The following is a 22113-nucleotide window of genomic DNA, read 5'->3' as shown; positions in this document are numbered from 1 at the left end:
CCGCCCGGCCTCCGGCCTTGACAGATAACGTTGATATCAACATAATTGGAGAGTGTCAAAGCCCCTTCAGGTCCCGTACGCCGCCACCCTCCATGTGAAGGACACCTGCTTGTGCCTGCACGCCCAGCGCGCGGCGCGGGCCCTGGCGCGGCGCTTCGACGACGCCTTGCGGCCGTTCGAGATCACCAGCGGCCAGTTCTCGCTGCTGATGTCGCTGAACCGGCCCGAGCCCCCGACCATCGGCTCGGTGGCGGGCCTGCTGGCCATGGACCGCACCACCCTGACCGCCAATCTAAAGCCGCTGGAACGACGCGGCCTGCTGACGGTGGCCGTCGATCCCAACKACCGCCGCAACCGCCGGCTGGCCCTGACCCCGACGGGCATGTCGCTGCTGGCGCGGGCCCTGCCGGTGTGGACCTCGACCCACGCCGAGCTCGAGACGGCCCTGCCGGAAGGCGGCGACGCCCTGCGCGCGGGGCTGCTGGCCCTGGCCTGACCAGGATCCGGACGCCCGGGGTGTTCACCCAGGTCTTTTTCCGTTTTGCCCGATGGCGCGCGAACTCTAGGCTGTCAGACTCGAGAATCTGACGCGCACGGAGCAATCAGGCGTGACGACCACGATCTACGGCATCAAGGCCTGCGACACGATGAAGAAGGCGCGGGACTGGCTGGACGGTCACGGCGTGGCCTACGCGTTCCATGACTACAAGACGACGGGCATCGACCGTCCGCGCCTGGAGGCCTGGAGCAAGGCCGTGGGCTGGGAAACCCTGCTCAACAAGGCCGGCACGACCTTCCGCAAGCTGCCGGACGCTGACAAGCAGGGCATCGACCAGGCCAAGGCCATCGACCTGATGCTGGCCCATCCGTCGATGATCAAGCGGCCGGTTCTTGCGACGGGCGATCAACTGCTGGTCGGATTCAAGCCAGACGTGTATGGTCGCGCCATGGGTTCGGGGGGCTGAATGGACGCCCAGATCGATCTGGTCATCTTCGATTTCGACGGCACGCTGGCCGACAGCACGGCCTGGGCCATCCGCGCCGTGCGGCCGCTCGCCGAGCGCTTCAAGTTCAAGGCGGTCACCGAGGACGAGATCGCCATGCTCCGCGGCCGCACCAGCCGCGAGATCATGGCCTATCTGGGCCTGCCGCTGTGGAAAGTCCCGTTGGTCGCCGCCCACGGCAAGAAGATGATGGCCGCCGAGGCCCACGCCATCCCACTGTTCTCCGGCACCGGCGACCTGCTGCGCGCCCTCTCGGCGGCCGGGCTCCGGCTGGCGATCGTCAGCTCCAATTCCGAAACCACGATCCGCTCGATCCTAGGCGCCGAGCTGGCGGGCCTGGTCGATCACTACKGCTGCGGGGCGGCGATCTTCGGCAAGGCCGCCAAGTTCAAGGCCGTGGTCAAGGCAGCGCGCATCCCCAAGGACCGGGTGCTGTGCATCGGCGACGAAACGCGCGACATCGAGGCCGCGCGCGAGGCGGGCCTGGCCTGCGGGGCCGTCGAATGGGGCTACGCCACCCGCCGCGCCCTGGCCGACCACGGCCCGACCATGATGTTCTCGGCCATGGATGAAATTATTTCGCGGGTCGCCGCATCCAATCAGCAGGTCGGCGCCGACTAGTCTTCAGAAACGGCGCGAAGGGTCGCGTCGATCTGGAGATGAGACCGATGGAAGAGCTGTTCCGCTCTTATTGGTGGCTGGTGTTCCCCCTGGGCTGGATCGTGTTCGGGGCTTTCCAAAGCTGGCTGGCCTATCGCGCGCGCCGCGACACCGTGGCCCTGCTGAAATCCTACGCCGAGGCCGGCCGCGAGCCGCCCGCCGAGCTGGTGGCGCGCCTGCGCGTCCGCGGCGCCTGCTGAACCTGAAGGCGTCCGGGACGCCTGGAGACCAAGACCATGGAAGAACTCTTTCGATCCTACTGGTGGCTGATCTTTCCGCTGAGCTGGTTCGTGTTCGGCGCCTATCAGAGCTGGTTGTCCTACAAGGCCAACCGCGACACGCTGKACCTGATCAAGACCTACGCCCAGTCGGGACGCGAGCCGCCGCCGGAATTGCTGGCCAAGCTCAACAAGCGCTGGAACGACGGCGACGAGTTCGATGACGGGGACGACGAGCGCGCGCATCGCCGCCACCGTCGCCGCTATCGGCGCCACAACAGCTGGTCTCGTGTCGCGCTGTTCGGCTGCCTTTGCATGGGCTTCACCTTCGCGTCGATCACGGACATCTACCAGGCCGGCCCAGCCTTCGTCATCGTGGCCTTCGTGATGGGCGCGCTGACCGTCGCGTCGGCGGTGTCGATCCTCGTCGATCGGGCCCCGAGGGACTGATGGACGCGCCGCTGGTCCGGGCCGCGCGGGGCGGGTCGCAATCCGCCTTCGCCCGGCTGGTGGCGGCGCACGAGCGATCCTTGCGCGGCTTCCTGCGCAAGAGCGGCTTCGGCGACGCCGATGACATCGCCCAGGAGGCCTTCCTGGCGGCTTGGTCTGGCCTGAACCGCCTTCGCGACGATGAGGGCTTCCGCGCCTGGCTGTTCGGCATCGCCTGGCGCAAGGCCCTGGACCACAGCCGCTCGGCCCGCCGCGCCGCCCGCCGGGACGAGGCCTGGCGCGAGGACCAGGCGCAGGACGCGCCGCGCCAAGCCGATCCGGCCGACCGCATGGCCCTGGAGGCGGCCCTGTCCGACCTGCCGCCGGATCAGAGGGCCTGCGTCACCCTGTGCCTGGGCCAGGGCTGGTCGCACGGCGAGGCGGCCGAAGTCCTGGGCCTGCCGCTGGGCACGGTGAAGTCGCATGTGAACCGAGGACGTGAGAGACTGTTGTCAGTATTGGGAGACGCGTCATGACCCCCGACGAACGCCTGGCCGCCTTCTTGTCCGAGGACGCCGCTCCGGTCCGATCCGGTTCGGCGCGCCCATCGGTCGACGCACTGTTCGTCGCCGAGGTGATGCAGGCCGTGGGCCGGCGCGAGCTGGGGATCAAGCTGGCCTCGGCCGCCGTGACCGCCCTGGCCGCCGGCCTGGTGCTGTGGGCCTGCGCGCCGGTCCTGGACCTGGCGGTCCAGACCCTGGCGCCCGTCCTGCTTCCGGTCGCCGGGATCCTGACCGTGGCGGCGGCCGTCGTCGTGCTGGGCGGCCAGGGTCTGGTACGCCGCTAGGCCCTGGATTTCCCCGGGAAATCGGTCGAAGTCTTCGAAAGGCGAAGCCTTACGAAAGTTTCATCCGACCCGGCGCCTCCAAACGGCATGGCCCAGGTCTCTTACTTACAGAAGGCGAGGGCAGAGACGCCGCCGCCGAACATTCGAGGGGACTGAAGTCATGGACTTTGGATTTCTGATTCCAATGTCGCCGTTTCTCATGGTCGCGGCGATCGTGATCGTGCCGGCCTGGCTGCGGGCGCGCGAGCGTCGCGAAATGCAGCAGACGGTGCGCGCCGCCATCGAGAAGGGACAGCCGCTACCTCCGGAACTGGTCGAGGCGCTCTCCAAGGACGTTCGTCCGCGGATCGCTTCCTCGGCGCATCGCGATATGCGGATCGGCGTGATCCTGCTGTTCGTCGCTGGAGGCGTCGCCCTGACCGCCCTGGCCCTAGGCCGGATCAATGACTACGCGATGTACGGCACGCTGGCCGGCTCGGCCGTTCCTGGCGCTGTCGGCCTGGCCTTCGTCATCCTCAGCTTCTTCAACCCCAACAAGCGTCCGCCGCAAGACTGACGATTGCGGGGAGAGGGGACAAAGCTCATGGGCACTGAACGCCCACCCACCGGCCATGACGTCGAACTGGCAGCCCTGGCGGCGGCCGGCGACCGGCGGGCCTTCGGCGAGCTGGTGCGCCGCCACGGCTCGGCCGTGCGGGGCCTGCTGCGCCGGCTGGGGGCCGATCCGGCCGCGGCCGACGACGTCGCCCAGGACGCGTTCCTGGTCGGCTACGAGCAGATCGCCGAATATCGCGGGGAGGGGGCCTTCGCGGGCTGGATCAAGAAGATCGCCGCGCGGCTCTACCTGCGGAAGGTCAAGCGCGAGGCGCGCCTGGTGCTGACCGAGGCTCCCGAGGAGGAGGCCCCGGTCGGGTCCGACGGTCCCGCCGCGACGGCCGACCGCCTCGACCTGGACGAAGCCCTCAAGTCTCTGTCCAAGGCCGAGCGGATCTGCGTCTCGCTTTGCTACGGGGCCGACTGGTCGCACGCCGAGGCGGCCGAGGTCTTGAACATCCCCCTTGGGACGGTCAAATCCCATGTCAAACGTGGTCTGGATAAACTCAGGGCCCGGATGGCCGCGCCGTCCGGGAGCGCATCGAACGACTCCGCGAGGAGAGAAAGCCATGGCTGACCTGGATTTCGAAACCCAGCTGACGCGCCTCTACGGCCAGGCCCCGGCGTTTCGCGACGCTGAGCTGTTCGCGCAGGAAGTGACCGACAAGCTGGATCGGGGCTGGGCGCTTCGTCGCGTGATGATCGGCGCCACCGGCGTCGTGGCCGGCGTGGCCGCGGCCGCGCAGCTGGTCAGCGCGCGGTTCTCCGGCGAGTTCTCGGAAATGTCCCACGAAGGCGCGCAACAGCTGGGCAAGCTGACCCAACGCTACGACCAGCTGTTCACCCTGGGCGGATCGGAGACCCTGTGGCTGGCGGTGGCCTTGGCCGGTCTAGCTTTGGCCTTCGCCGTCACCCGACTGATGGACGAGGTCTAGGCCTCGCTCCCGGCGCGGTTTCGGTCAGGTTTTCAACGATCATGTTGCGGCGCCGAACATTCTGGCGGAAAACGGCTCGCTTTTTTCCGCTGGAGTGCCCGTCCTGTCCGCCCACCGTGAAGAGAAGGTCCGTCGACTGGCGGCCCCAGACATCGCCGCGCGCAAGGGCGGCGAGCCCATCGTCTGCCTGACGGCCTACACCGCGCCGATCGCCGCGGCGCTGGACGAGTCGTGCGACCTGCTGCTGGTCGGCGACTCGCTGGGCATGGTCGTCCACGGCCTGCCCAACACCGTGGGCGTGACCATGGAGATGATGATCCTGCACGGCCAGGCGGTGATGCGCGGCTCGCGCAAGGCCATGGTTGTCGTCGACATGCCGTTCGGCTMGTACGAAGGCGCGCCCGAGGAGGCCTACGCCAACGCCGTGCGGATCATGAAGGAGACCGGCTGCCAGGCGGTGAAGGTCGAGAGCGGTTCCACCGTGCCCGCCACGATCGCCTATCTGGTCCAGCGCGGCATCCCGGTCATGGGCCACATCGGCCTGCGTCCCCAGGCGGTGCTGGTGGACGGCGGCTTCAAGGCCAAGGGCAAGGACGAGGCCGGGCGGCTGAAGGTGCTGGAGGAAGCCCGCGCCACGGCCGAGGCCGGCTGTTTCGCGATCGTGGTCGAGGGCGTGGCCGAGGGCCTGGCCCGCGAAGTGACCGCCGCCGTCTCGGTCCCGACCATCGGCATCGGCGCCTCGGCGGGCTGCGACGGCCAGGTGCTGGTGGTCGACGACATGCTGGGTCTGTTCGACTGGACCCCCAAGTTCGTGCGCCGCTACGCCGACCTGAAGGGCGAGATCGAGCGCGCCGCCGCCGACTATGCGCGCGACGTCAGGGCCCGCACCTTCCCGGGCGAGGCCGAGACCTACTACGCGAAGAAGGTCTAGGGCGCTCGCGGGCCGGTTCCGCCCCGTTGCGGCTGGCCCGGACACGCTATAGGTTCGCCGCCTCGGTGGGTTCGCTCGCCATGGTTTTCATTCGCGTGTCGATTCTCGGAGCGATCCGGTGTCGATGCCTCAGGGCGCAGTTTCGCCCCTACCGGAGCCTCGTTCGTGGTCGATGTGTTTGACGAGGTCGAAGAGCAGCTGCGCTCCGACCGCTACAAGTCCCTCGCGCTGAAGTCGCTGCCCTGGGTGGGCGCGCTGGCCGCGGTGGCGATTCTGGGCACGGGCGGCTGGATCGGCTGGACCAGCTATCAGCAGAACCAGACCGACAAGGCCACCGAAGCCTATCAGGCGGCCCTGACCACCGGTCAGAAGCAGGGCCCGGTCGCGGCCTTCCCGGCGTTCGAGGCGATCTCCAAGACCGGCACGCCCGCCTACAAGACCCTGGCCCTCCTGCAGATGGGCGGCGTGCGCCTGGAACAGAACAAAACGGCCGAAGCGGTGGCTTATTTCGACCAAGCTGCCAAGCTTGCGCCCAATCCGGTGCTCGCCGACCTGGCCGGCCTCAATTCCGCCTTGGCGCTCCTCGACACGGCTTCCTACAAGGACGTCGAGGCGAGGCTGACCCCGTTGATGGGCGAGAAGAGTCCCTATCGTGTGCAGGCCAAGGAAGCCCTGGCCTTCGCCAAGCTGCGGGCCGGCGACCTGGCCGGCGCCCGCGCCGACTTCCTGGTGCTGTCCAACTCGCTCGACAACTCCTCGGACGAGATCCGCGAGCGGGCTCAGGGCGCCATGGCCATGATCGATTCCGGCTCGGCCAAGGACCTGCCGGCCATCGCCAAGGCCGCCGCGGCCCTGCCGCCTCTCTCCGCCCTGCCGCCCGGCGCGCCCGTCGGCGTCGCCCCCGCTACCGCCCAATGAGCCGCCGCCCCATGACGACCAAGCGCTATCTGCTTCTCACCGCGATGATGACCGCCGCGGTGTCGGTGGCCGGGTGTTCGACGATCTCGAAGATCAATCCCTTCGACAAGAAGGAAGCCAACAAGACCCTGGCCACCCAGGGCCAGCGGATTTCGGTCATCGCCTTCGACCAGAAGGTCGAGGCGTCCGAAGCCCTGAAGGGTTCCGACTTCTTCCTGCCCGAGCCGACGGTCCAGGCCGACTGGCCGCTGCCGGGCGGCAACGCCGAGCAGTCGGTCGAGCACGTGGCCGCCGCCGCCAACTTCGACATCGCCTGGCGCAAGGGCTTCGGCCAGAAGGCCAACCGCAAGTACCACGTCACCGCGCCGCCCGTGGCCGCCGACGGCAAGATCTTCGTCATGGACGGCGAGGCGACCGTGGTCGCCATCGACGCCCGCAGCGGCTCGACCATCTGGAAGAAGGACCTGCGTCCGGCCAAGGCCCCGGGCAAGAAGCACGGCTTCATGGGCCTGGGCGGCAGCGCCGGCGACCGGACCGGCTTCGGCGGCGGCGTCGCCTACGCCAACGGCAAGCTCTACGTCTCGTCGGGCTTCCGCTTCGTGGCCCAGCTCGACGCGGCCACCGGCGCCGAGGCCTGGCGCCAGCAGACCAGCACGCCCATCCACGCCGCGCCGACCGTCGCCGACGGCCGGGTGTTCGTGATCTCCACCGACAACGAGCTGCTGACCTTCAACGCCGCCGACGGCGCGCCGGGCTGGACCTATCAGGCCCTGATCGAGCCGGCCCGCATCCTGGGGGCGACCAGCCCCGCGATCAGCGGCGACACGGTGGTGGCCGGCTTCGCCTCGGGCGAACTGGTGGCCCTGCGCGCCACCAACGGCAACGATCTGTGGAGTGAGGCCCTCAGCCGCGCCAGCCGCACCAACGCCCTGTCGGAAATCCGCGACATCGCCGGCCGTCCGGTGATCTTCAAGGGCGACGTCTTCGCCGTCAGCCACTCGGGCGTGTTCGCCGCCACCGACCTGCGCACGGGCCAGGCCCGCTGGAGCCTACCGGTCACCGCCATCACCAGCCCCTGGGCGGCCGGCGACGTGGTCTATGTGGTCGACAAGAGCGGCCAGGTGATCTGCGTGTCGCGCGAGGCCGGTCAGGTCTACTGGATCCGCGACCTCAACAACACCGAACAGCTGAGCAAGAAGCAGAAGAAGAAGCGCGCCAAGCACCCGCTGCTGTGGTCGTCGCCGATCCTGGCCTCGGGCCGCCTGATCACCGTGTCGAGCGAAGGCCAGGCCGTGGCGCTGAACCCCAAGACCGGCGAGACCCTGAAGACCCTGAAGATCGGCCAACGCACCTTGCTGGGCCCGATCGCCATGGGCGACACGGTCTATGTGGCCACCGACGAGGCGGACCTGATCGCCATCCGCTAGGCGTCGCCGAGCCTCGCTCGGACCCACAATCCAAGCCATGCGAACCCGGGCCAGCCTCAGCTGGTCCGGGTTTGTCGCTTTTGTCCCCGAAATCGACTAATCACAGCCCATGCCTTTGAAACTCGCCATCGTCGGTCGCCCCAATGTGGGCAAGTCGACCCTGTTCAACCGTCTGGCCGGCCGCAAGCTGGCCCTGGTCGACGACCAGCCCGGCGTCACCCGCGACCGTCGCTTCGCCCACGGCCGCCTCGGCGACCTGGATCTGGAGCTGATCGACACCGCCGGCTTCGAGGACGTCACCGACGAGAGCCTGGAAGCGCGCATGCGCGCCCAGACCGAGCTGGCGATCGAGGAGGCCGATGTCAGCCTGCTGGTCTACGACGCCCGCGAGGGCCTGACGCCGCTCGACAAGATCTTCGCCGAGATCCTGCGCCGCCGGAACAAGCCGGTGCTGGTGGCGGCCAACAAGTCCGAGGGCAAGGCCGGCGACCACGGCGCGGCCGAGGGCAACGTCCTGGGCCTGGGCGAGCCGATTCAGATCAGCGGTGAACACGGCGAGGGCATGGCCGAGCTGTACGCCGCCCTGCTGGCCGTCGCGCCGGAGGAGCTGCAGAGCGACCACGATGAACTGGGCGACGAGAACCCGATCAAGATCGCCATCGTCGGCCGTCCCAACGCCGGCAAGTCGACCCTGATCAACCGCCTGATCGGCGAGCAACGCCTGCTGACCGGCCCCGAGGCCGGCATCACCCGCGACTCCATCTCGGTCGACTGGGACTGGGGCGGCCGCAAGGTCCGCCTCGTCGACACCGCCGGCCTGCGTAAGAAGGCCAAGGTCAACGAGAAGCTGGAGAAGCTCTCGACCCAGGACACCATCCGCTCGCTGACCTTCGCCGAGGTCGTGCTGCTGGTGATGGACGCCACCCATCCGTTCGAGACCCAGGACCTGCAGATCGCCGACCTGGCCGAGCGGGAAGGGCGCTGCGTGGTCTTCGTCCTGGCCAAGTGGGACCTGATCGAGGACCCCGGCCAGATCCTCAAGGAGTTCAACGAGCACGCCGAACGGATGCTGCCCCAGCTGCGCGGCGCGCCCGTGGTGGCGCTGTCGGGCGAAACGGGGCGGGGCGTCGAACGCCTGATGCCCGCCGTGCTGAAGAGCCACAAGGACTGGTCGACCAAGGTCAAGACCCGCGACCTGAACGACTGGCTGCAGATGGCCATGCAGCGCCACCCGCCGCCCAGCGTCGGCGGCAAGCGCATCAAGCCCAAGTACATGGCCCAGACCAAGGCTCGACCGCCGACCTTCGTGCTGTTCTCCAGCCGCGCCGACCAGATGCCCGAGCAATATCGGCGCTACCTGATCAACAGCCTGCGCGAGAGCTTCGACCTGCCCGGCGTGCCGCTGCGCATCACCCTGAAGTCCGGCGCCAATCCCTACGCCGAAGGCGAGGCCAAGGGCCACTCGGGCAAGGGCAAGCGGGAGTTCGAACGCAAGGAGCGCGAGAAGGAGCGGATCCGCGCCTCGCGCAACACCGTCAAGAAGTCGGTGCGCGTGGCCGAGGCCGCCGCGGCCGCCGCCGCGGAAGCCGCCGGCCTCCCGCCGCCCGCCAAGAGCGCGGGCAAGCCCGCCTCGAAGGCCTCCAAGGCGCCCAAGCCGGCCGAGATCGCCGCCGTTCCGGCGGTCGAGCCCGGCAAGGCCGCCGTGAAATCGGTCAAGAAGCAGGGGCCCAAAGTCCAGAAGAAGTCGACCACACCCAGCTACAAGGTCGGCTTCAAGGCCGCCGGCGGCAAGGCGGCCGGCTCCAAGACCGCCGCCCGTCGTCCCGTGGCGGGCGCCCGCACCGTGCGCGGCAACAAGGCGCCGCCGAAGGGGCGCTAGCCGCCCTTGAGCCGGTTGTGCATGGCCGTTGCGGCGATCGCCGCCTCGCCCTGCGCCGTGGTGATCTGGTTGAGGCCGCGCACCATGTCGCCGGCCGCGTAGAGGCCCGGGATCGAGGTCTGCTGGTGGTCGTCCACCACCAGCCGTCCCTGGTCGTCATGGCGCGCGCCCGCCGCCAGGGCCAGGCCCGTCCGGGGCTTCACGCCCAGGGCGCTGTAGAGCGCGTCGAATTCGACACGTCCCGCACCCGAGAAGCATAGGGCGCGGGGCCGATCGGGCTGAAGCTCGACATCCTCGATCGGCGCCTCGATCACCGCCACCCCGGCCTGGGCCAGCAGGGCCCGCTCCTCGGCGGGCAGGGCTTCGGGCGCGGCGATGTGGATCAGGGTCAGTTGGTCGGCATAGGTCCGCAGGAACAGCGCCTCGCGCGCGCCCAAGGCCCCGTGGCCGATCACCCCGACCCGTTGGCCCGTAACCTCGAAGCCGTCGCAGATGGGGCAGATGCGCAGCAGGGTCCGGCGTACGGACTCATCGACCTGGGGCAAGTCGGGGGCGTTATCCTCCACGCCGCAGGCCAGCAGGACGGTGGGCGCGCGGAGGATCTGGTCGTCCAGCGCCAATGCGAAGCCGTCATCCAGGACCGACAGGCCTTCGACCGCGCCGGGCCGGATGAGCGCGCCGTAGCGCAGCGCATGCTCCCTCTGCAACGCGAGCAGCGCCGTGCCGGCCACGCCGTCCGGAAAGCCCGGGTGGTTGTGGGTGATGGGAATCCAGGCGGCCCGGCTGTCGCCGCCGTCGACGACCAGGACCCGCCGCCGGAAGCGGCCCAGATAGAGGGCGGCGGTCAGGCCGGCCGGACCGGCTCCGACGACGATCGCGTCCAGGCTTTCATGAGTCATGATCGGCCATAGACGCGCCAGACCGCCAACGGTTGCACTGGAACACGGCGTCGGCCGACGCCATTTGCCGTGACATGGACCCGCGCCAAGCCAGCCTGTTCGACGATCCGCCGCCCGGACCGCCGGGTTTCGTCTATCGCCTCGACGCGATCACCCCGACGGAGGAGGCTGATCTAGCCGAGGCGGTCGGCCGGCTGGAGCTGCGCGCCTACGAGATGCGCGGCTACAGCGCCCGCCGCCGCGTGGCCTATTTCGGCCGCCGCTATGACGACGACGCGCGCGGATTGACCGACGGTCCGCCGATCCCGGATTTCCTGCAGGCCCTGCGAAGGAAGGCCGCCGACCTGGCGGGCGTGACGCCGGACGCCTTGGTCCACGCGCTGATCAACGAATATCCGCCCGGCGCGCCGATCGGCTGGCATCGCGACCGGCCGGCGTTCGGCCAAGTGGTCGGCTTCTCGCTGCTGTCGCCGGCCGTGATGCGGTTCCGCCGGGCGCGGGAGGAGGGCGGCTGGGCGCGACGCTCCCTGATCCTGGAGCCCCGCTCGGCCTATGGGCTGGCCAGGGAGGCCCGATCGGTCTGGGAGCACAGCATCCCGCCAGTGGAGGCGCTGCGCTACTCGATCACCTTCCGGACCCTGGCCTAGAACTCTTCCCACTCCGGCGCGACGGCGGCGCTGGAGCCCGGCCGCATCTGGGGCACAGGACGCGCCGCGGGACGAGGCGTTTCGACGGCGCGCGGGCGAGCGGCCGGCGCGGCGCGGCGGTGCGTCGCCTCGCCGGTGTGGAAGCGCGACACCAGCTCGGCCAGGCCGACGGACTCGGTCCGCAGGTTGGCGGCGGCGGCGGTGGCCTGCTCGACCATGGCGGCGTTCTGCTGGGTGACCTGGTCCATCTGGTTGATCGCCGAGTTCACCTGGTTCAGGCCCGTGGCCTGTTCCTGCGAGGACTGGGCGATCTCGGAGATCAGGGTGTCGATCTCGGCGACCTTGCCGACGATGCCGTTCAGCGCCTGGCCGGTGTCGCCCACCAGCTGCACGCCGCGCGCCACCTGCGAGGTCGAGTTGGCGATCAGGGTCTTGATCTCCTTGGCCGCTTCGGCAGAACGCTGGGCCAGGGCCCGGACCTCCTGGGCCACCACGGCGAAGCCGCGACCGGCGTCGCCCGCGCGAGCCGCTTCGACGCCCGCGTTCAGGGCCAGAAGGTTGGTCTGGAAGGCGATCTCGTCGATGACGCCGATGATCTGGGTGATTTGGCCCGAGCTCTGCTCGATTTCGCCCATGGCCGCGACGGCGTCGCGCACCACCTCGCCCGAGCGCGCGGCCTCTTGCCGGGCCCCGGACGCGGCGTCGGACGCTTCCTTGGCGCCGACGGCGCTGCGGCGGACCGTGGCGGTGATCTCGTCCAGGGCGGCGGCGGTTTCTTCGAGGCTGGCGGCCTGCTGCTCGGTGCGGCGCGACAGGTCGTCGGAGGCGGCCGAGATCTCGTCGGCGCCGCCGCGCAGGCCGTCGGTCGAATCGACGATCTGGCCGATGGCCGCGCGCAGGGCGTCCACGGCGGCGTTGTAGTCTTCCTTGATGGGCAGGAAGCGGCCTTCGAAGTTCTCGGTGATCCGGGCGGTCAGGTCGCCGCCGGCCAGGCGCTTCAGATAGCCGGCCAGCGAACAGACGACGGCGCTCTGCTCGGCTTCGGCCTTGCGGCGCTTTTCGTTCTCGATGCGCTCGAGCTCGACCGCGGTGATGTCGACGGCGAACTTGATGACCTTGGCGGGCTTGCCGGCGGCGTCGAAGATCGGGTTGTAGTTTCCCTGGATCCAGACGTCCTTGCCGCCCTTGCCGACGCGCTGGAACTTGTCGGAAAAGAACTCGCCGCGACCCAGGCTGCCCCAGAAGGCCTTGTATTCGGCGCTGGCGCCGTAGGTCGGATCAACGAACATGCTGTGGTGGCGGCCGACGATCTCGTCCAGCCGGTAGCCCACGGTGTCGAGGAAGTTCTTGTTGGCGGTGATGATCGTACCGTCCAGCTTGAACTCGATCATCGCCTGCGAGCGGTCGATCGCGGCGACGGTGGCCTCAAGGTCCGCGAGGCGTTCAGTCGCCTTCGGGTCCGGACGTTTGGGCGAAAAAAGCGACATCGATAAGCTCCCCCGCGTGCAACCGCACCGAGGGTCGCACCACACGGCAAGCGTGCGTTCGCCTGGGTTGAGGAGGCGTTAACGCTGACGCCGAACGCAGTCCTCGCCACCGCGACAGTTTGGCGCAACATCTCGTGATCCGATGAAACTATGGAATTCCAAGGGATTGAATTTATTCGATTTGTCGACTTATCGACTTTTGAAGCCCCTACGGCTCACCGAAAAGAAGCGCCACCAGGAGCGCTTCCTATGGGTTAACAGCGATCACTGATCGCTTGCGGTCGTTCAACCGATGCTGGCCGATTCCTGGCCGCGGTCCTTGAACTTCACGACGCCCTTGGGCGGCTCGCGGTCGGGGCGGGCCAGGTCGACGATCAGCGGGACGATGGTGTCCGGGGCGGGCACGGTCTGCGGGTCCTCGCCCGGGAAGGCGCCGGCCCGCATGCGGGTGCGCATGGCGCCCGGGTCGACGCAGACGGCGCGCACGGAGGTGTTCTCCATCTCGTCGTCGTAGCAGGCGACGATCGCCTCCAGCCCGGCCTTGGAGGCCGCGTAGCCGCCCCAGAAGGCGCGGTGGGTCTTGGCGACGCTGCTGGTCAGGAAGATGGCCCGACCGGCCTCGGCGCGGCGCAGCAGCGGGTCCATGGCCCGGATCAGCCGCCAGTTGGCCGTCAGGTTGGTGGCCATGATCATGTCCCAGCCCTTGGGGTCAAGGTGGCCCACCGGGGTCAGGGCGCCCAGCACGCCGGCGGCGCCCACCAGGATGTCCAGCTTGCCGAACCGCTCGTAGAGGGCCGCGCCCAGCTGGTCCAGGCCGTCGGGCTCGCGCAGGTCCAGCGGGACCAGGGTGGCGTGCTCGCCGGCAGCGGCGAAGATCGCGTCGTCCAGGGCCTCCAGCGCTCCCTGGGTGCGGCCCAGGGCGATGACGTGGGCGCCCGCCTGGGCCAGGCCCAGGGCGATGGCTTCGCCGATGCCGCGGGTGGCGCCGGTGACGAGGGCGATGCGGCCGGCCAGCGGCTTTTCGGAGTCGGAAATCATGGGCGGGTTCTAGTGGCTAAGCCGGCAAATGGAAACCGGAACAGCCCCTTAAGTCGCCCGGCCTGTTCAGGCCTCGTCGGCCGGCCGCGCGCCGTAGCGCTGGGCGATCACCGAGCAGGCCATCAGCTGGATCTGATGGAACAGCATCAGCGGCAGGACCAGGACGCCCGCCGTGGCCCCGGGGAACAGGATGCCGGCCATCGGCACGCCGGTGGCCAGGCTCTTCTTGGAGCCGCAGAACACGATGGCCACCTCGTCGGGCTTGGAGAAGCCCAGGGCCCGCGCGCCGAAGACGGTGGCCAGCATCACCACGGCCAGCAGGGCGCAGCAGACGGCCAGCAGCAGGAACAGCTCGGGGATCGAGACGATCTTCCAGATGCCGCCGACCACGGCGGCGCTGAACGCCGAATAGACCACCAACAGGATCGAGCCGCGGTCGACCTGGCCGACCAGCGCCTTGTGCTTCTCGATCCAGCCCTTGACCCACGGACGGACGATCTGGCCGGCCACGAACGGGACCAGCAGCTGGATGACGATCGACTGGATCGAGTCCCAGCCGCCCACGTCGCCGTGGGCGTGCATCAGCAGGCCCACCAGCACCGGCGTCAGGAAGATGCCCAGCAGGTTCGAGGCCGAGGCCGCGCAGACGGCGGCGGCGATGTTGCCCCGACCGATCGAGGTGAAGGCGATCGACGACTGCACGGTCGAGGGCAGGCAGCACAGGAACAGCATGCCGGCCGAGAGGGTGGGGGAGAGCACGCCGGACTTGCTGATCGCCAGGCCCAGGGCCGGGAACAGCACGAAGGTGAAGGCCAGGATCGTCAGGTGCAGCCGCCAGTGGGTCAGGCCCGCGACCACGGCCTCGCGCGACAGCTTGGCGCCGTGCAGGAAGAACAGCACCGCGATGGCGATCTTGACCACCCAGCCGACGACGGTCGCCGCCTCGCCGCGCACCGGCAGGATCGAGGCCAGCACCACCATCCCGAACAGGGCCAGGATGTAGCCGTCGATCTTCAGCTTGGCGAGCAGGGCGGAAACGGGATTGGCCAAGGCGCAACTCTCTCGAACGTCGTCGCCCTCGGACGACCCGGGCGGCGGACCGGGTTAGCCCAGCTTGGGGTCCCCGAACAAGTCGGGGACGACGATGGCGGGCGGGTGGCCTAGGCGCTGAGCAGCGACAGCTGCTTCTCGGCCTGGTCGTTACGGCCCTCGGCGATCTCGCGATCGGTCAGGCGCGTGGGATAGTCGCCGGTGAAATAGTGGTCGGTGAACTGCGGCTGGGCCGGGTCGCGCGGACCGGCCTCCAGCGCCTGGTACAGGCCGTCGACCGACAGGAAGCCCAGGCTATCGACTTCCAGGAACCGCGCCATCTCCTCCAGCGACTTGGTGGCCGCCAGCAGTTGGTCGCGCTCGGGCATGTCGATGCCGTAGAAGTCGGGCCACTTGATCGGTGGGCTGGCCGAGCGGAGGTGGACCTCCTTGGCGCCGGCCTCGCGGACCATGCGGACGATCTTCAGCGAGGTGGTGCCGCGCACGATCGAGTCGTCGATCAGGATGACGCGCTTGCCTTCCAGCACGGCGCGGTTGGGGCTGTGCTTCATGCGCACGCCCAGCTCGCGGACGCCCTGGGTGGGCTGGATGAAGGTGCGGCCCACATAGTGGTTTCGGATGATGCCCAGGTCGAAGGGCAGGCCGCTCTGTTGGGCGAAGCCGATCGCGGCCGGCACGCCGCTGTCGGGCACCGGCACCACGACGTCGGCCTCGACGCCGGTCTCGATGGCCAGGCGCTGGCCCATGCGCTTGCGCACGTCATAGACCGAGCGGCCGTTCACGACGCTGTCGGGGCGGGCGAAATAGACATATTCGAACACGCAGGGCCGGGCGGCGACGTTCTGGAACGGACGCAGCGACTTCACGCCGGTCTCGGAGATCACCACCATCTCGCCGTGCTCGACGTCGCGCACGAAGCGGGCGCCGATCATGTCCAGGGCGCAGGTCTCGGACGCCAGGATAGGCTGGCCGTCCAGGTCGCCCAGCACCAGCGGGCGGATGCCCAGCGGATCGCGCAGGCCGATCATCTTCTTGTTGGTGATGGCCACGATGGCGTAGCCGCCCTCGATCTGGCCGACGGCGTCGATGAAGCGGTCGACGATGCGGGCCTTCCGCGAGCGGGCGATCAGGTGGAGGATCACCTCGCTGTCGCTGGTCGATTGGAAGATCGCGCCCTCCTGCACCAGGCGCTCGCGCAGGGTCAGGAAGTTGGTCAGGTTGCCGTTGTGGGCGATGGCCACGCCGCCGGTCTCGAGATCGGCGAACATCGGCTGGACGTTGCGGATCCCGCTGCCGCCGGCCGTGGAGTAGCGGGTGTGGCCGATGGCCATGTTGCCGGGCAGGCGCTGGACCAGGTCGTTGCCGGTGAAGGCGTCGCCGACATGGCCCATGTGGCGTTCGGTGTGGAAGCGCTGGCCGTCGAAGGCGGCGATGCCGCAGGCTTCCTGGCCGCGATGCTGCAGGGCGTGCAGGCCCAGGGCGGTGACCGCGGCGGCGTCGCGCACGCCGTAGACGCCGAAGACGCCGCATTCGAGGCGCAGGGTGTCGTCTTCCGGATCACGCCACGGCTTGGACGAGAAGCGGTCGGTCGACTGGCCGAAGGACGTCATCGCGATTTCTCCACCAGCTCGTCGACGGAGCGACGCTGGTCCTTATCATAACCCGGATCGCCCGACTTGCGTTCGGACGGTTTGTCGCTGGCGCCGTCATGGACGGCGTCTTCAATGGCGGGAGCCAGCTTGCCGGCCAGGCCCGCGCCCTTGGGGGCGAACACCTTCAGCACCCGGCCGGCGGCGTTGGACAGCGGATACAGCGCCGACTTCGACATCCAGTGCGGGACGCGGTCGGGCGGAGTGGCCATGTGGAACACCAGGCTGAACACGCCCAGCACCACCAGGCCGCGCAGCAAGCCGAACGCCAGGCCCATCAGGCGGTCCAGCGTGCCCAGGGCGCCGTCGGCGTGCAGGGTCTTGGTGATCTGGGCGCCCAGCAGGCGCAGCAGCACGAAGACGATGACGAAGCCCACCAGGATGGCGGCCGCCGTGGCCGCCCAGTCGGGGTCCATCATGCCCCGGAACAGCGGGCCGGTGACGCGCAGGGCCAGCAGCGACACCAGGGCCGCGACGATGAACGACAGGGCCGAGGTCAGCTCCCGCGACGCGCCGCGCGCGAAGCCGACCACAGCCGAAACCAGCAGGATAAGGCCGAAGATGATGTCGAAAGGCGTCACGTCAGCTGGCCCCAGATCTCGTCGCCGATGCGGCGCACCGCGTCGGCCAGCCTGGCCACGCCGGCGACGGGCAGGGCTCCGCCGCCTTCGGGCAGGCCCGACAGCGGTCCCAGAGCTCGACCAAAGCCGAGTTTCGCGGCCTCTTTCAAACGTGTCTCCATACGGCTCACGGGCCGCACTTCACCGGACAGGCTGACCTCGCCGAAGACGACGCAGTCCTGCGGCAGGGCGATGTCGAGGGCCGAGGAGGCCAGAGCCGCCGCCGCAGCCAAGTCCGCCGCCGGCTCGGTGATCCGCAGGCCGCCAGCGACGTTCAGATAGACGTCCTTGTTGCCAAAACCAAGGCCGCAGCGTGATTCCAGCACAGCCAAAACCATGGCCAGGCGCCCCGAATCCCATCCGACCACGGCGCGTCGGGGCGTTCCGTACGCGGACGGCGCGACCAGGGCCTGGAACTCCACCAGGACGGGTCGCGAGCCTTCGATGCCGGCGAACACCGCCGCGCCCGCCGCCCGCTCGCCGCCTTCGTTGAGGAACAGGGCCGAGGGGTTCTTGACCTCGCGCAGGCCGGCGTCGCCCATTTCGAACACCCCGATCTCGTCGGTGGCCCCGAAGCGGTTCTTGGCCCCGCGCAGCACCCGGAACGGATAGCCGCGTTCGCCCTCGAAGCTCAGCACGGCGTCGACCAGGTGCTCGACCACGCGCGGACCGGCGATCTGGCCGTCCTTGGTGACGTGGCCGACCATCAGGATGGCCACGCCCTGCTTCTTGGCCAGGCGCACCAGCTCGCTGGCGCAGGCCCGGACCTGGGTGACGGTGCCCGGACCGGCCTCGTGGGCGTCGCTCCACAGGGTCTGGATCGAGTCGATGACCACCAGGTCGAACTTCTCGCGCTTCAGCCCGTCCAGGATGTCGCGCAGGCTGCTCTCGGCGGCCAGCTTCACGGGGGCCTGGGCGAAGCCCATGCGATCGGCCCGGCCGCGGATCTGGGCCACGGCCTCCTCGCCGGAGATGTAGGCGCAGTTGACGCCGGCCAGGCTGGCCTTGGCCATGACCTCCAGCAGCAAGGTGGACTTGCCCACGCCCGGGTCGCCGCCGATCAGGATCGCCGAGCCCGGCACCACGCCGCCGCCGCAGACCCGGTCGAACTCATCGACGCCGGTGATGATGCGGGGCGGGGCGGGGGTGTCGCTTTCCAGGCCCGTGAACTGCAGACCACGCACGCGGGTGGCCTTGGTGCTGGACAGGGCGCCGGGCGCGCGCGTCCCGACCTCCTCGACCAGGCTGTTCCAGCTCTGGCAGGCCGAGCACTGGCCCGACCACTTGGTCGAGACCGCGCCGCAAGACTGGCAGGCATAGACGGCGCCGTCGCGGGCCATGGGGACTCCTGATTCGAGCGTGACTGGAGACTACAGCCTGGCCGCCGGGTGCGCCAAAGGCGGACGCAGCGTTCTTCAGCCGCCCGTGACGGTCCGTCGGGCCCGGGGCGCGATGCGGGTCAGGAGCTCGTAGGCCGTGGTGCCGGCCGCCGCCGCCGCGTCGTCGACGGGCAGGTTCGGACCGATGATCTGCATCATCGCGCCGGGGCGGGCGGCGTCGCAGTCGGTGATGTCGACGGCGATAAGGTCCATCGACACCCGGCCCAGGATCGGCCGCCGGGCGCCGTCGAACCACACCGCGCCGCGCGGATGGGCCGCGCGCGGCACGCCGTCGGCGTAGCCCGCCGCCAGAATGGCCACGCGGATGGTCTCCTCGGCCGTGAAGGCCGCGCCGTAGCCGATGCTCTCGCCGCGCGGCACCACCCGGGCCTGGAGGATCGGCGCCTCCAGCGTGGCCACGGCCTTGATCCGGTCGTCGGCCATGTCGCGCGGGCCGCCGCCATAGAGGCTGATGCCCGGCCGGCACTGGTCGAAGTGATAGTCGCCGCCCAGGAAGATCCCGCCGGAATTGGCCAGGCTGCGGCGGGCGTTCGGGAACAGGGCGGCGGCCTCGGAGAATCGGGCCAGCTGGCGGGCGTTCAGCGGGTGCTCGGGCTCGCCGGCGCAGGCCAGGTGGCTGATCACCAGGCCGATGTTCAGGAACTTCAGCCGGTCCATGGCCCCGGTCAGGACCACGGCCTCCTCGGGACGCAGGCCCAGGCGGTTCATGCCGGTGTCGATGTGCAGGGCGGCGTCCAGCACCCGGCCGCGGGCGTGGCTGTTCCAGGCCTCGATCTGCGGCAGGCTGTTGAGCACCGGGGTCAGCCGGGCCGCCTCGATGGCCGGAGCAGAGCCGGGGGTGACGCCGTCCAGCAGGTAGATCGTCGCCTTGCGGTCGCCCAGGGCCCGGCGCAGGGCCAGGCCTTCCGACAGCCGGGCCACATAGAAGGCGCGCGCCCCGTCGTCCCACAGGAAGCCGGCCACAAGCGCCGCGCCCAGGCCGTAGCCGTCGGCCTTCACGGCCGGCGCGATCTCGCTGCCGCCGGCGGCGGCCTTGAGCACGGCGTGGTTGGACGCCAGGGCGTCGAGGTCGAGGGTGAGAAGGCTGGTTTCAGTCACGGGGCGGGACGTAGCCGAGCCCGCCGCCCGTGGCCAGTGCAGATGCGGAGGAGAATCAACGCCCGGCCAGGAACTGGCCGACCAGGGCCTCCACGCCGCTGGCGACGATCTGCACGCCGATGCACATCAGCAGGAACGCCATCAGCCGCGACATCACCCGCGCGCCGTTGACGCCCAGGAAGGCCAGCACCTTGTCCGAGGCCCGATAGAAGCCCCAGACCATCAGGGCGATGACCACCACGGCCAGGCTGGCGCCCAGGAAGAACGGGATCACCGAGTGGCCCTGGACGGGGCGTTGCGAAGACAGGGCGATGGCCACCGAGATGGCGCCCGGCCCGGTCGTGAACGGCATGGTCAGGGGGAAGAAGGCCATGTCCTCGGCCCGGCTCTTCAGGGGCGCGGCCTGGTCGGCCTTGCGCTCCTCGTGCTCCTCGGGGGTCATCAGCAGGGCCYAGGCCCGGATGGCCACCACCAGGCCGCCGGCCACGCGCAGGGCTCCCAGGCTGACGCCGAAGAAGTTCAGCACATAGCCGCCCAGCAGCAGCGAGCCCAGCAGGATGAAGAAGGCGTAGAGCGCGATCGTCGGCGCCAGCCGCTTGCGGGTCTCCGCCGGATAGTCGCCGAGCATCTGATGGAAGATCAACGCCGCCCCGATCGGATTGACGATCGAGAACAGGGCCGGGAAGGCCAGCAGGAAGGCGCCGACCAGGGTCGATACCGGCAGGGGGCTGAACTCCATCGAGCGGTCTCTTGCGGCGGGCGGGGAAGGGCACCCTGGCCCAGTCCGTCCGCCCGCGTCAAACAGCGCCGGATTTGGGGTCGACTATTCGTCGTCGCCGCTGCGCATCTGGTGGAAGTAGTGGTCGCGGGCCAGGTTGCCGAAGCGCGTGGTGTCGCTGTTGAACGACAGGCGGACGGTGCCGATGGGACCGTGACGCTGCTTGGCGATGATCACCTCGGCCAGGCCCTGCAGGCGATCCATGTCCTCTTGCCACTGCAGGTGCTCGGGCGTGCCTTCGCGCGGCTCGGAGCGGCCGACGTAATAGCTTTCGCGATAGACGAACCAGACCATGTCGGCGTCCTGCTCGATCGAGCCGGATTCGCGAAGGTCGGAGAGCTGCGGACGCTTGTCCTCGCGCTGTTCGACCTGACGCGACAGCTGCGACAGGGCGATAACCGGGCAGGCCAGCTCCTTGGCCAGGGCCTTCAGGCCCATGGTGATCTGCGAGACTTCCTGCACGCGGCTGGCGTTGGACGACAGGTCCGAGCCGGTGACCAGCTGCAGGTAGTCGACCACGATCAGGTCCAGRCCGACCTGGCGCTTCAGGCGACGAGCCCGGGCGGTCAGCTTGGCGATGGAGATGCCGCCGGTGGCGTCGATATAGAGCGGGGCTTCCTGCAGCTCGATGGCCGCGTCGCGCACCCGGCCGAACTCGCTGGCGTCGATCTCGCCCTTGCGGAGCTTGTCGCCCGACACGCCCGAGGCGTCGGCCAGCATACGCAGGGCCAGCTGCTCGGCGCTCATTTCCAGCGAATAGAAGGCCACCACGCCGCCGCTGACGGTCTTCTTGGTGCCATCCGGCTGGGGCTCCCAGGCATATTTCTTGGCGATATTGAAGGCGATGTTGGTCGCCAAGGCGGTCTTGCCCATCGACGGACGACCGGCCAGGACGATCAAGTCGGAGGGGTGAAGGCCGCCGATCTTGGTGTCCAGGTCGATCAGGTCGGTCGAGACGCCCGACATGCCGCCGTCGCGGCTGTAGGCCTCGGCGGTCATCTCCACGGCGCCGCGCAGGGCGTCGCCGAAGCTGACGAAGCCAGACGATGCGGTGCCGCTTTCGGCCAGGGTGTAGAGTTGCTGTTCGGCCGCCTCGATCTGGTCGCGCGCGGGCAGCTTGACGTCGTCCTTGCCGACGCCGCCATGGGCCGTGGAGGCGATCTCGCCGCCGATGCGGATCAGGTCGCGGCGCAGGGCCAGGTCGAAGACGGCGCGGGCGTAGTCGCCGACATTGGCGGCGGGCGGGGCGCGGTCGACCAGGTCGGCCAGGTAGCGCAGACCGCCCAGCTCGTCGAACGCCGGGTCGTGCTTGAACTCGTCGGCCAGCAGGATCGGCTCGGCCAGCTGGCCCTTGCGGATGTGGGTCTCGATCGAGCCGAACAGCCGCTGGTGGAAGGGCTCGTAGAAGTGGCGCCCCTGCAGGCTGTCGGTCAGGCGCTCATAGGCCGCGTTGTCGTACAGCAGCACGCCCAGCAGGGCCTGTTCGGCCTCCAGGTTGTGAGGCGCGACGGCGACGACGATGTCGCCCTGAGACGGCGGGCGGAGGTCTAGAGCTGGAACGAGGGACATCGGCGGAGGTTAACGCGAACGGCTGTTGGGAGGTAC

Annotated in this window: 25 protein-coding genes; 15 read left to right on the top strand and 10 right to left on the bottom strand. The window is 69.4% G+C overall.

The window, feature by feature from the left end; genetic code table 11:
• Positions 1 to 52: 52 nt before the first annotated feature.
• The 14 genes from AC1U89_RS10505 to der all read left to right on the top strand — a co-directional run bounded on the left by AC1U89_RS10505 (position 53) and on the right by der (position 9842).
• Positions 53 to 496 (top strand): MarR family winged helix-turn-helix transcriptional regulator, encoded by a 444-nt coding sequence (locus AC1U89_RS10505; protein ID WP_479899650.1) that lies wholly within the window; start codon positions 53 to 55, stop codon positions 494 to 496.
• A 112-nt stretch (positions 497 to 608) separates the two neighbouring features.
• A complete protein-coding gene (locus tag AC1U89_RS10500; RefSeq protein WP_479899649.1) occupies positions 609 to 965 on the top strand; it encodes an ArsC family reductase in 357 nt (118 codons plus the stop codon).
• Positions 966 to 1625 (top strand): HAD hydrolase-like protein, encoded by a 660-nt coding sequence (locus tag AC1U89_RS10495; protein ID WP_479899648.1) that lies wholly within the window; start codon positions 966 to 968, stop codon positions 1623 to 1625. It begins immediately after the preceding gene.
• 47 nt (positions 1626 to 1672) lie between these two features.
• The gene (locus AC1U89_RS10490) at positions 1673 to 1864 is read left to right on the top strand and encodes a hypothetical protein (RefSeq protein ID WP_479899647.1); all 192 of its coding nucleotides are present in this window, start codon (positions 1673 to 1675) and stop codon (positions 1862 to 1864) included.
• 36 nt (positions 1865 to 1900) lie between these two features.
• On the top strand, positions 1901 to 2332 hold the full coding sequence (locus AC1U89_RS10485) for a hypothetical protein (RefSeq protein WP_479899646.1): 432 nt from the start codon (positions 1901 to 1903) through the stop codon (positions 2330 to 2332).
• Positions 2332 to 2847: an RNA polymerase sigma factor gene (locus AC1U89_RS10480; protein WP_479899645.1), complete on the top strand. Its 516-nt coding sequence runs from the start codon at positions 2332 to 2334 to the stop codon at positions 2845 to 2847. Before AC1U89_RS10485 ends, AC1U89_RS10480 begins: the two co-directional genes overlap by 1 nt.
• On the top strand, positions 2844 to 3158 hold the full coding sequence (locus tag AC1U89_RS10475; RefSeq protein ID WP_479899644.1) for a hypothetical protein: 315 nt from the start codon (positions 2844 to 2846) through the stop codon (positions 3156 to 3158). Before AC1U89_RS10480 ends, AC1U89_RS10475 begins: the two co-directional genes overlap by 4 nt.
• Positions 3159 to 3342: 184 nt before the next feature.
• On the top strand, positions 3343 to 3714 hold the full coding sequence (locus tag AC1U89_RS10470) for a DUF6249 domain-containing protein (RefSeq protein WP_479899643.1): 372 nt from the start codon (positions 3343 to 3345) through the stop codon (positions 3712 to 3714).
• 27 nt (positions 3715 to 3741) lie between these two features.
• Positions 3742 to 4329 (top strand): RNA polymerase sigma factor, encoded by a 588-nt coding sequence (locus AC1U89_RS10465; protein ID WP_479899642.1) that lies wholly within the window; start codon positions 3742 to 3744, stop codon positions 4327 to 4329.
• Complete coding sequence (locus AC1U89_RS10460; RefSeq protein WP_479899641.1) at positions 4322 to 4687, top strand: hypothetical protein; 366 nt, start codon at positions 4322 to 4324, stop codon at positions 4685 to 4687. The genes AC1U89_RS10465 and AC1U89_RS10460 overlap by 8 nt, the downstream gene beginning before the upstream one ends.
• A 103-nt stretch (positions 4688 to 4790) precedes the next feature.
• Entirely contained in the window at positions 4791 to 5618 is an 828-nt protein-coding gene (gene panB / locus AC1U89_RS10455; RefSeq protein WP_479899723.1) for a 3-methyl-2-oxobutanoate hydroxymethyltransferase, read from the top strand.
• Between the two features lie 165 nt (positions 5619 to 5783).
• On the top strand, positions 5784 to 6536 hold the full coding sequence (locus AC1U89_RS10450) for a tetratricopeptide repeat protein (protein WP_479899640.1): 753 nt from the start codon (positions 5784 to 5786) through the stop codon (positions 6534 to 6536).
• An 11-nt stretch (positions 6537 to 6547) separates the two neighbouring features.
• Entirely contained in the window at positions 6548 to 7963 is a 1416-nt protein-coding gene (locus AC1U89_RS10445; protein ID WP_479899639.1) for a PQQ-like beta-propeller repeat protein, read from the top strand.
• 109 nt (positions 7964 to 8072) lie between these two features.
• Positions 8073 to 9842 carry a ribosome biogenesis GTPase Der gene (gene der, locus AC1U89_RS10440; RefSeq protein WP_479899638.1) on the top strand — a complete coding sequence of 590 codons (1770 nt, stop codon included), beginning with the start codon at positions 8073 to 8075 and terminating at the stop codon, positions 9840 to 9842.
• Here der and AC1U89_RS10435 read toward each other — a convergent pair.
• Positions 9839 to 10741, bottom strand: coding sequence for an NAD(P)/FAD-dependent oxidoreductase (locus AC1U89_RS10435; RefSeq protein WP_479899637.1), 903 nt, complete (start codon positions 10739 to 10741; stop codon positions 9839 to 9841). The genes der and AC1U89_RS10435 overlap by 4 nt on opposite strands.
• A gap of 74 nt (positions 10742 to 10815) precedes the next feature.
• Between AC1U89_RS10435 and AC1U89_RS10430 the strand changes: the two genes are divergently transcribed.
• A complete protein-coding gene (locus tag AC1U89_RS10430; RefSeq protein ID WP_479899636.1) occupies positions 10816 to 11388 on the top strand; it encodes an alpha-ketoglutarate-dependent dioxygenase AlkB in 573 nt (190 codons plus the stop codon).
• On the opposite strand, the gene AC1U89_RS10425 is transcribed toward AC1U89_RS10430, so the two are convergent.
• From AC1U89_RS10425 to AC1U89_RS10385, 9 genes are all read right to left on the bottom strand, one after another.
• Positions 11385 to 12875 carry a methyl-accepting chemotaxis protein gene (locus tag AC1U89_RS10425; RefSeq protein WP_479899635.1) on the bottom strand — a complete coding sequence of 497 codons (1491 nt, stop codon included), beginning with the start codon at positions 12873 to 12875 and terminating at the stop codon, positions 11385 to 11387. The genes AC1U89_RS10430 and AC1U89_RS10425 overlap by 4 nt on opposite strands.
• A 285-nt stretch (positions 12876 to 13160) precedes the next feature.
• Positions 13161 to 13913 carry an SDR family NAD(P)-dependent oxidoreductase gene (locus AC1U89_RS10420; RefSeq protein ID WP_479899634.1) on the bottom strand — a complete coding sequence of 251 codons (753 nt, stop codon included), beginning with the start codon at positions 13911 to 13913 and terminating at the stop codon, positions 13161 to 13163.
• A 66-nt stretch (positions 13914 to 13979) separates the two neighbouring features.
• Positions 13980 to 14963: a bile acid:sodium symporter family protein gene (locus tag AC1U89_RS10415; RefSeq protein ID WP_479899633.1), complete on the bottom strand. Its 984-nt coding sequence runs from the start codon at positions 14961 to 14963 to the stop codon at positions 13980 to 13982.
• 110 nt (positions 14964 to 15073) lie between these two features.
• Entirely contained in the window at positions 15074 to 16573 is a 1500-nt protein-coding gene (gene purF / locus AC1U89_RS10410) for an amidophosphoribosyltransferase (RefSeq protein ID WP_479899632.1), read from the bottom strand.
• On the bottom strand, positions 16570 to 17193 hold the full coding sequence (locus AC1U89_RS10405; protein WP_479899631.1) for a CvpA family protein: 624 nt from the start codon (positions 17191 to 17193) through the stop codon (positions 16570 to 16572). Before AC1U89_RS10405 ends, purF begins: the two co-directional genes overlap by 4 nt.
• Positions 17190 to 18572: a DNA repair protein RadA gene (gene radA, locus AC1U89_RS10400; protein WP_029914664.1), complete on the bottom strand. Its 1383-nt coding sequence runs from the start codon at positions 18570 to 18572 to the stop codon at positions 17190 to 17192. The genes AC1U89_RS10405 and radA overlap by 4 nt, the downstream gene beginning before the upstream one ends.
• A gap of 75 nt (positions 18573 to 18647) precedes the next feature.
• Positions 18648 to 19730, bottom strand: a complete 1083-nt coding sequence (alr, locus tag AC1U89_RS10395; protein ID WP_479899630.1) for an alanine racemase — start codon at positions 19728 to 19730, stop codon at positions 18648 to 18650.
• A 55-nt stretch (positions 19731 to 19785) separates the two neighbouring features.
• Positions 19786 to 20469, bottom strand: coding sequence for a MarC family protein (locus tag AC1U89_RS10390; protein ID WP_479899629.1), 684 nt, complete (start codon positions 20467 to 20469; stop codon positions 19786 to 19788).
• 84 nt (positions 20470 to 20553) lie between these two features.
• Complete coding sequence (locus AC1U89_RS10385) at positions 20554 to 22077, bottom strand: replicative DNA helicase (RefSeq protein WP_479899628.1); 1524 nt, start codon at positions 22075 to 22077, stop codon at positions 20554 to 20556.
• Between the last annotated feature and the right edge of the window lie 36 nt (positions 22078 to 22113).

The organism is Caulobacter sp. 05T431 (genome assembly GCF_056665975.1).
The sequence above is the reverse complement of the archived record's forward strand: the minus strand, read 5'-3'. Positions and strand labels throughout refer to the sequence as shown.

Coding starts and splice junctions, on each gene's coding strand:
- AC1U89_RS10435 (WP_479899637.1), bottom strand. CDS start 10,741: ATGACTCATGAAAGCCTGGACGCGATCGTCGTCGGAGCCGGTCCGGCC.
- AC1U89_RS10465 (WP_479899642.1), top strand. CDS start 3,742: ATGGGCACTGAACGCCCACCCACCGGCCATGACGTCGAACTGGCAGCC.
- AC1U89_RS10460 (WP_479899641.1), top strand. CDS start 4,322: ATGGCTGACCTGGATTTCGAAACCCAGCTGACGCGCCTCTACGGCCAG.
- radA (WP_029914664.1), bottom strand. CDS start 18,572: ATGGCCCGCGACGGCGCCGTCTATGCCTGCCAGTCTTGCGGCGCGGTC.
- AC1U89_RS10470 (WP_479899643.1), top strand. CDS start 3,343: ATGTCGCCGTTTCTCATGGTCGCGGCGATCGTGATCGTGCCGGCCTGG.
- AC1U89_RS10430 (WP_479899636.1), top strand. CDS start 10,816: ATGGACCCGCGCCAAGCCAGCCTGTTCGACGATCCGCCGCCCGGACCG.
- purF (WP_479899632.1), bottom strand. CDS start 16,573: ATGACGTCCTTCGGCCAGTCGACCGACCGCTTCTCGTCCAAGCCGTGG.
- AC1U89_RS10420 (WP_479899634.1), bottom strand. CDS start 13,913: ATGATTTCCGACTCCGAAAAGCCGCTGGCCGGCCGCATCGCCCTCGTC.
- AC1U89_RS10475 (WP_479899644.1), top strand. CDS start 2,844: ATGACCCCCGACGAACGCCTGGCCGCCTTCTTGTCCGAGGACGCCGCT.
- AC1U89_RS10425 (WP_479899635.1), bottom strand. CDS start 12,875: ATGTCGCTTTTTTCGCCCAAACGTCCGGACCCGAAGGCGACTGAACGC.
- der (WP_479899638.1), top strand. CDS start 8,073: ATGCCTTTGAAACTCGCCATCGTCGGTCGCCCCAATGTGGGCAAGTCG.
- AC1U89_RS10490 (WP_479899647.1), top strand. CDS start 1,673: ATGGAAGAGCTGTTCCGCTCTTATTGGTGGCTGGTGTTCCCCCTGGGC.
- AC1U89_RS10480 (WP_479899645.1), top strand. CDS start 2,332: ATGGACGCGCCGCTGGTCCGGGCCGCGCGGGGCGGGTCGCAATCCGCC.
- AC1U89_RS10445 (WP_479899639.1), top strand. CDS start 6,548: ATGACGACCAAGCGCTATCTGCTTCTCACCGCGATGATGACCGCCGCG.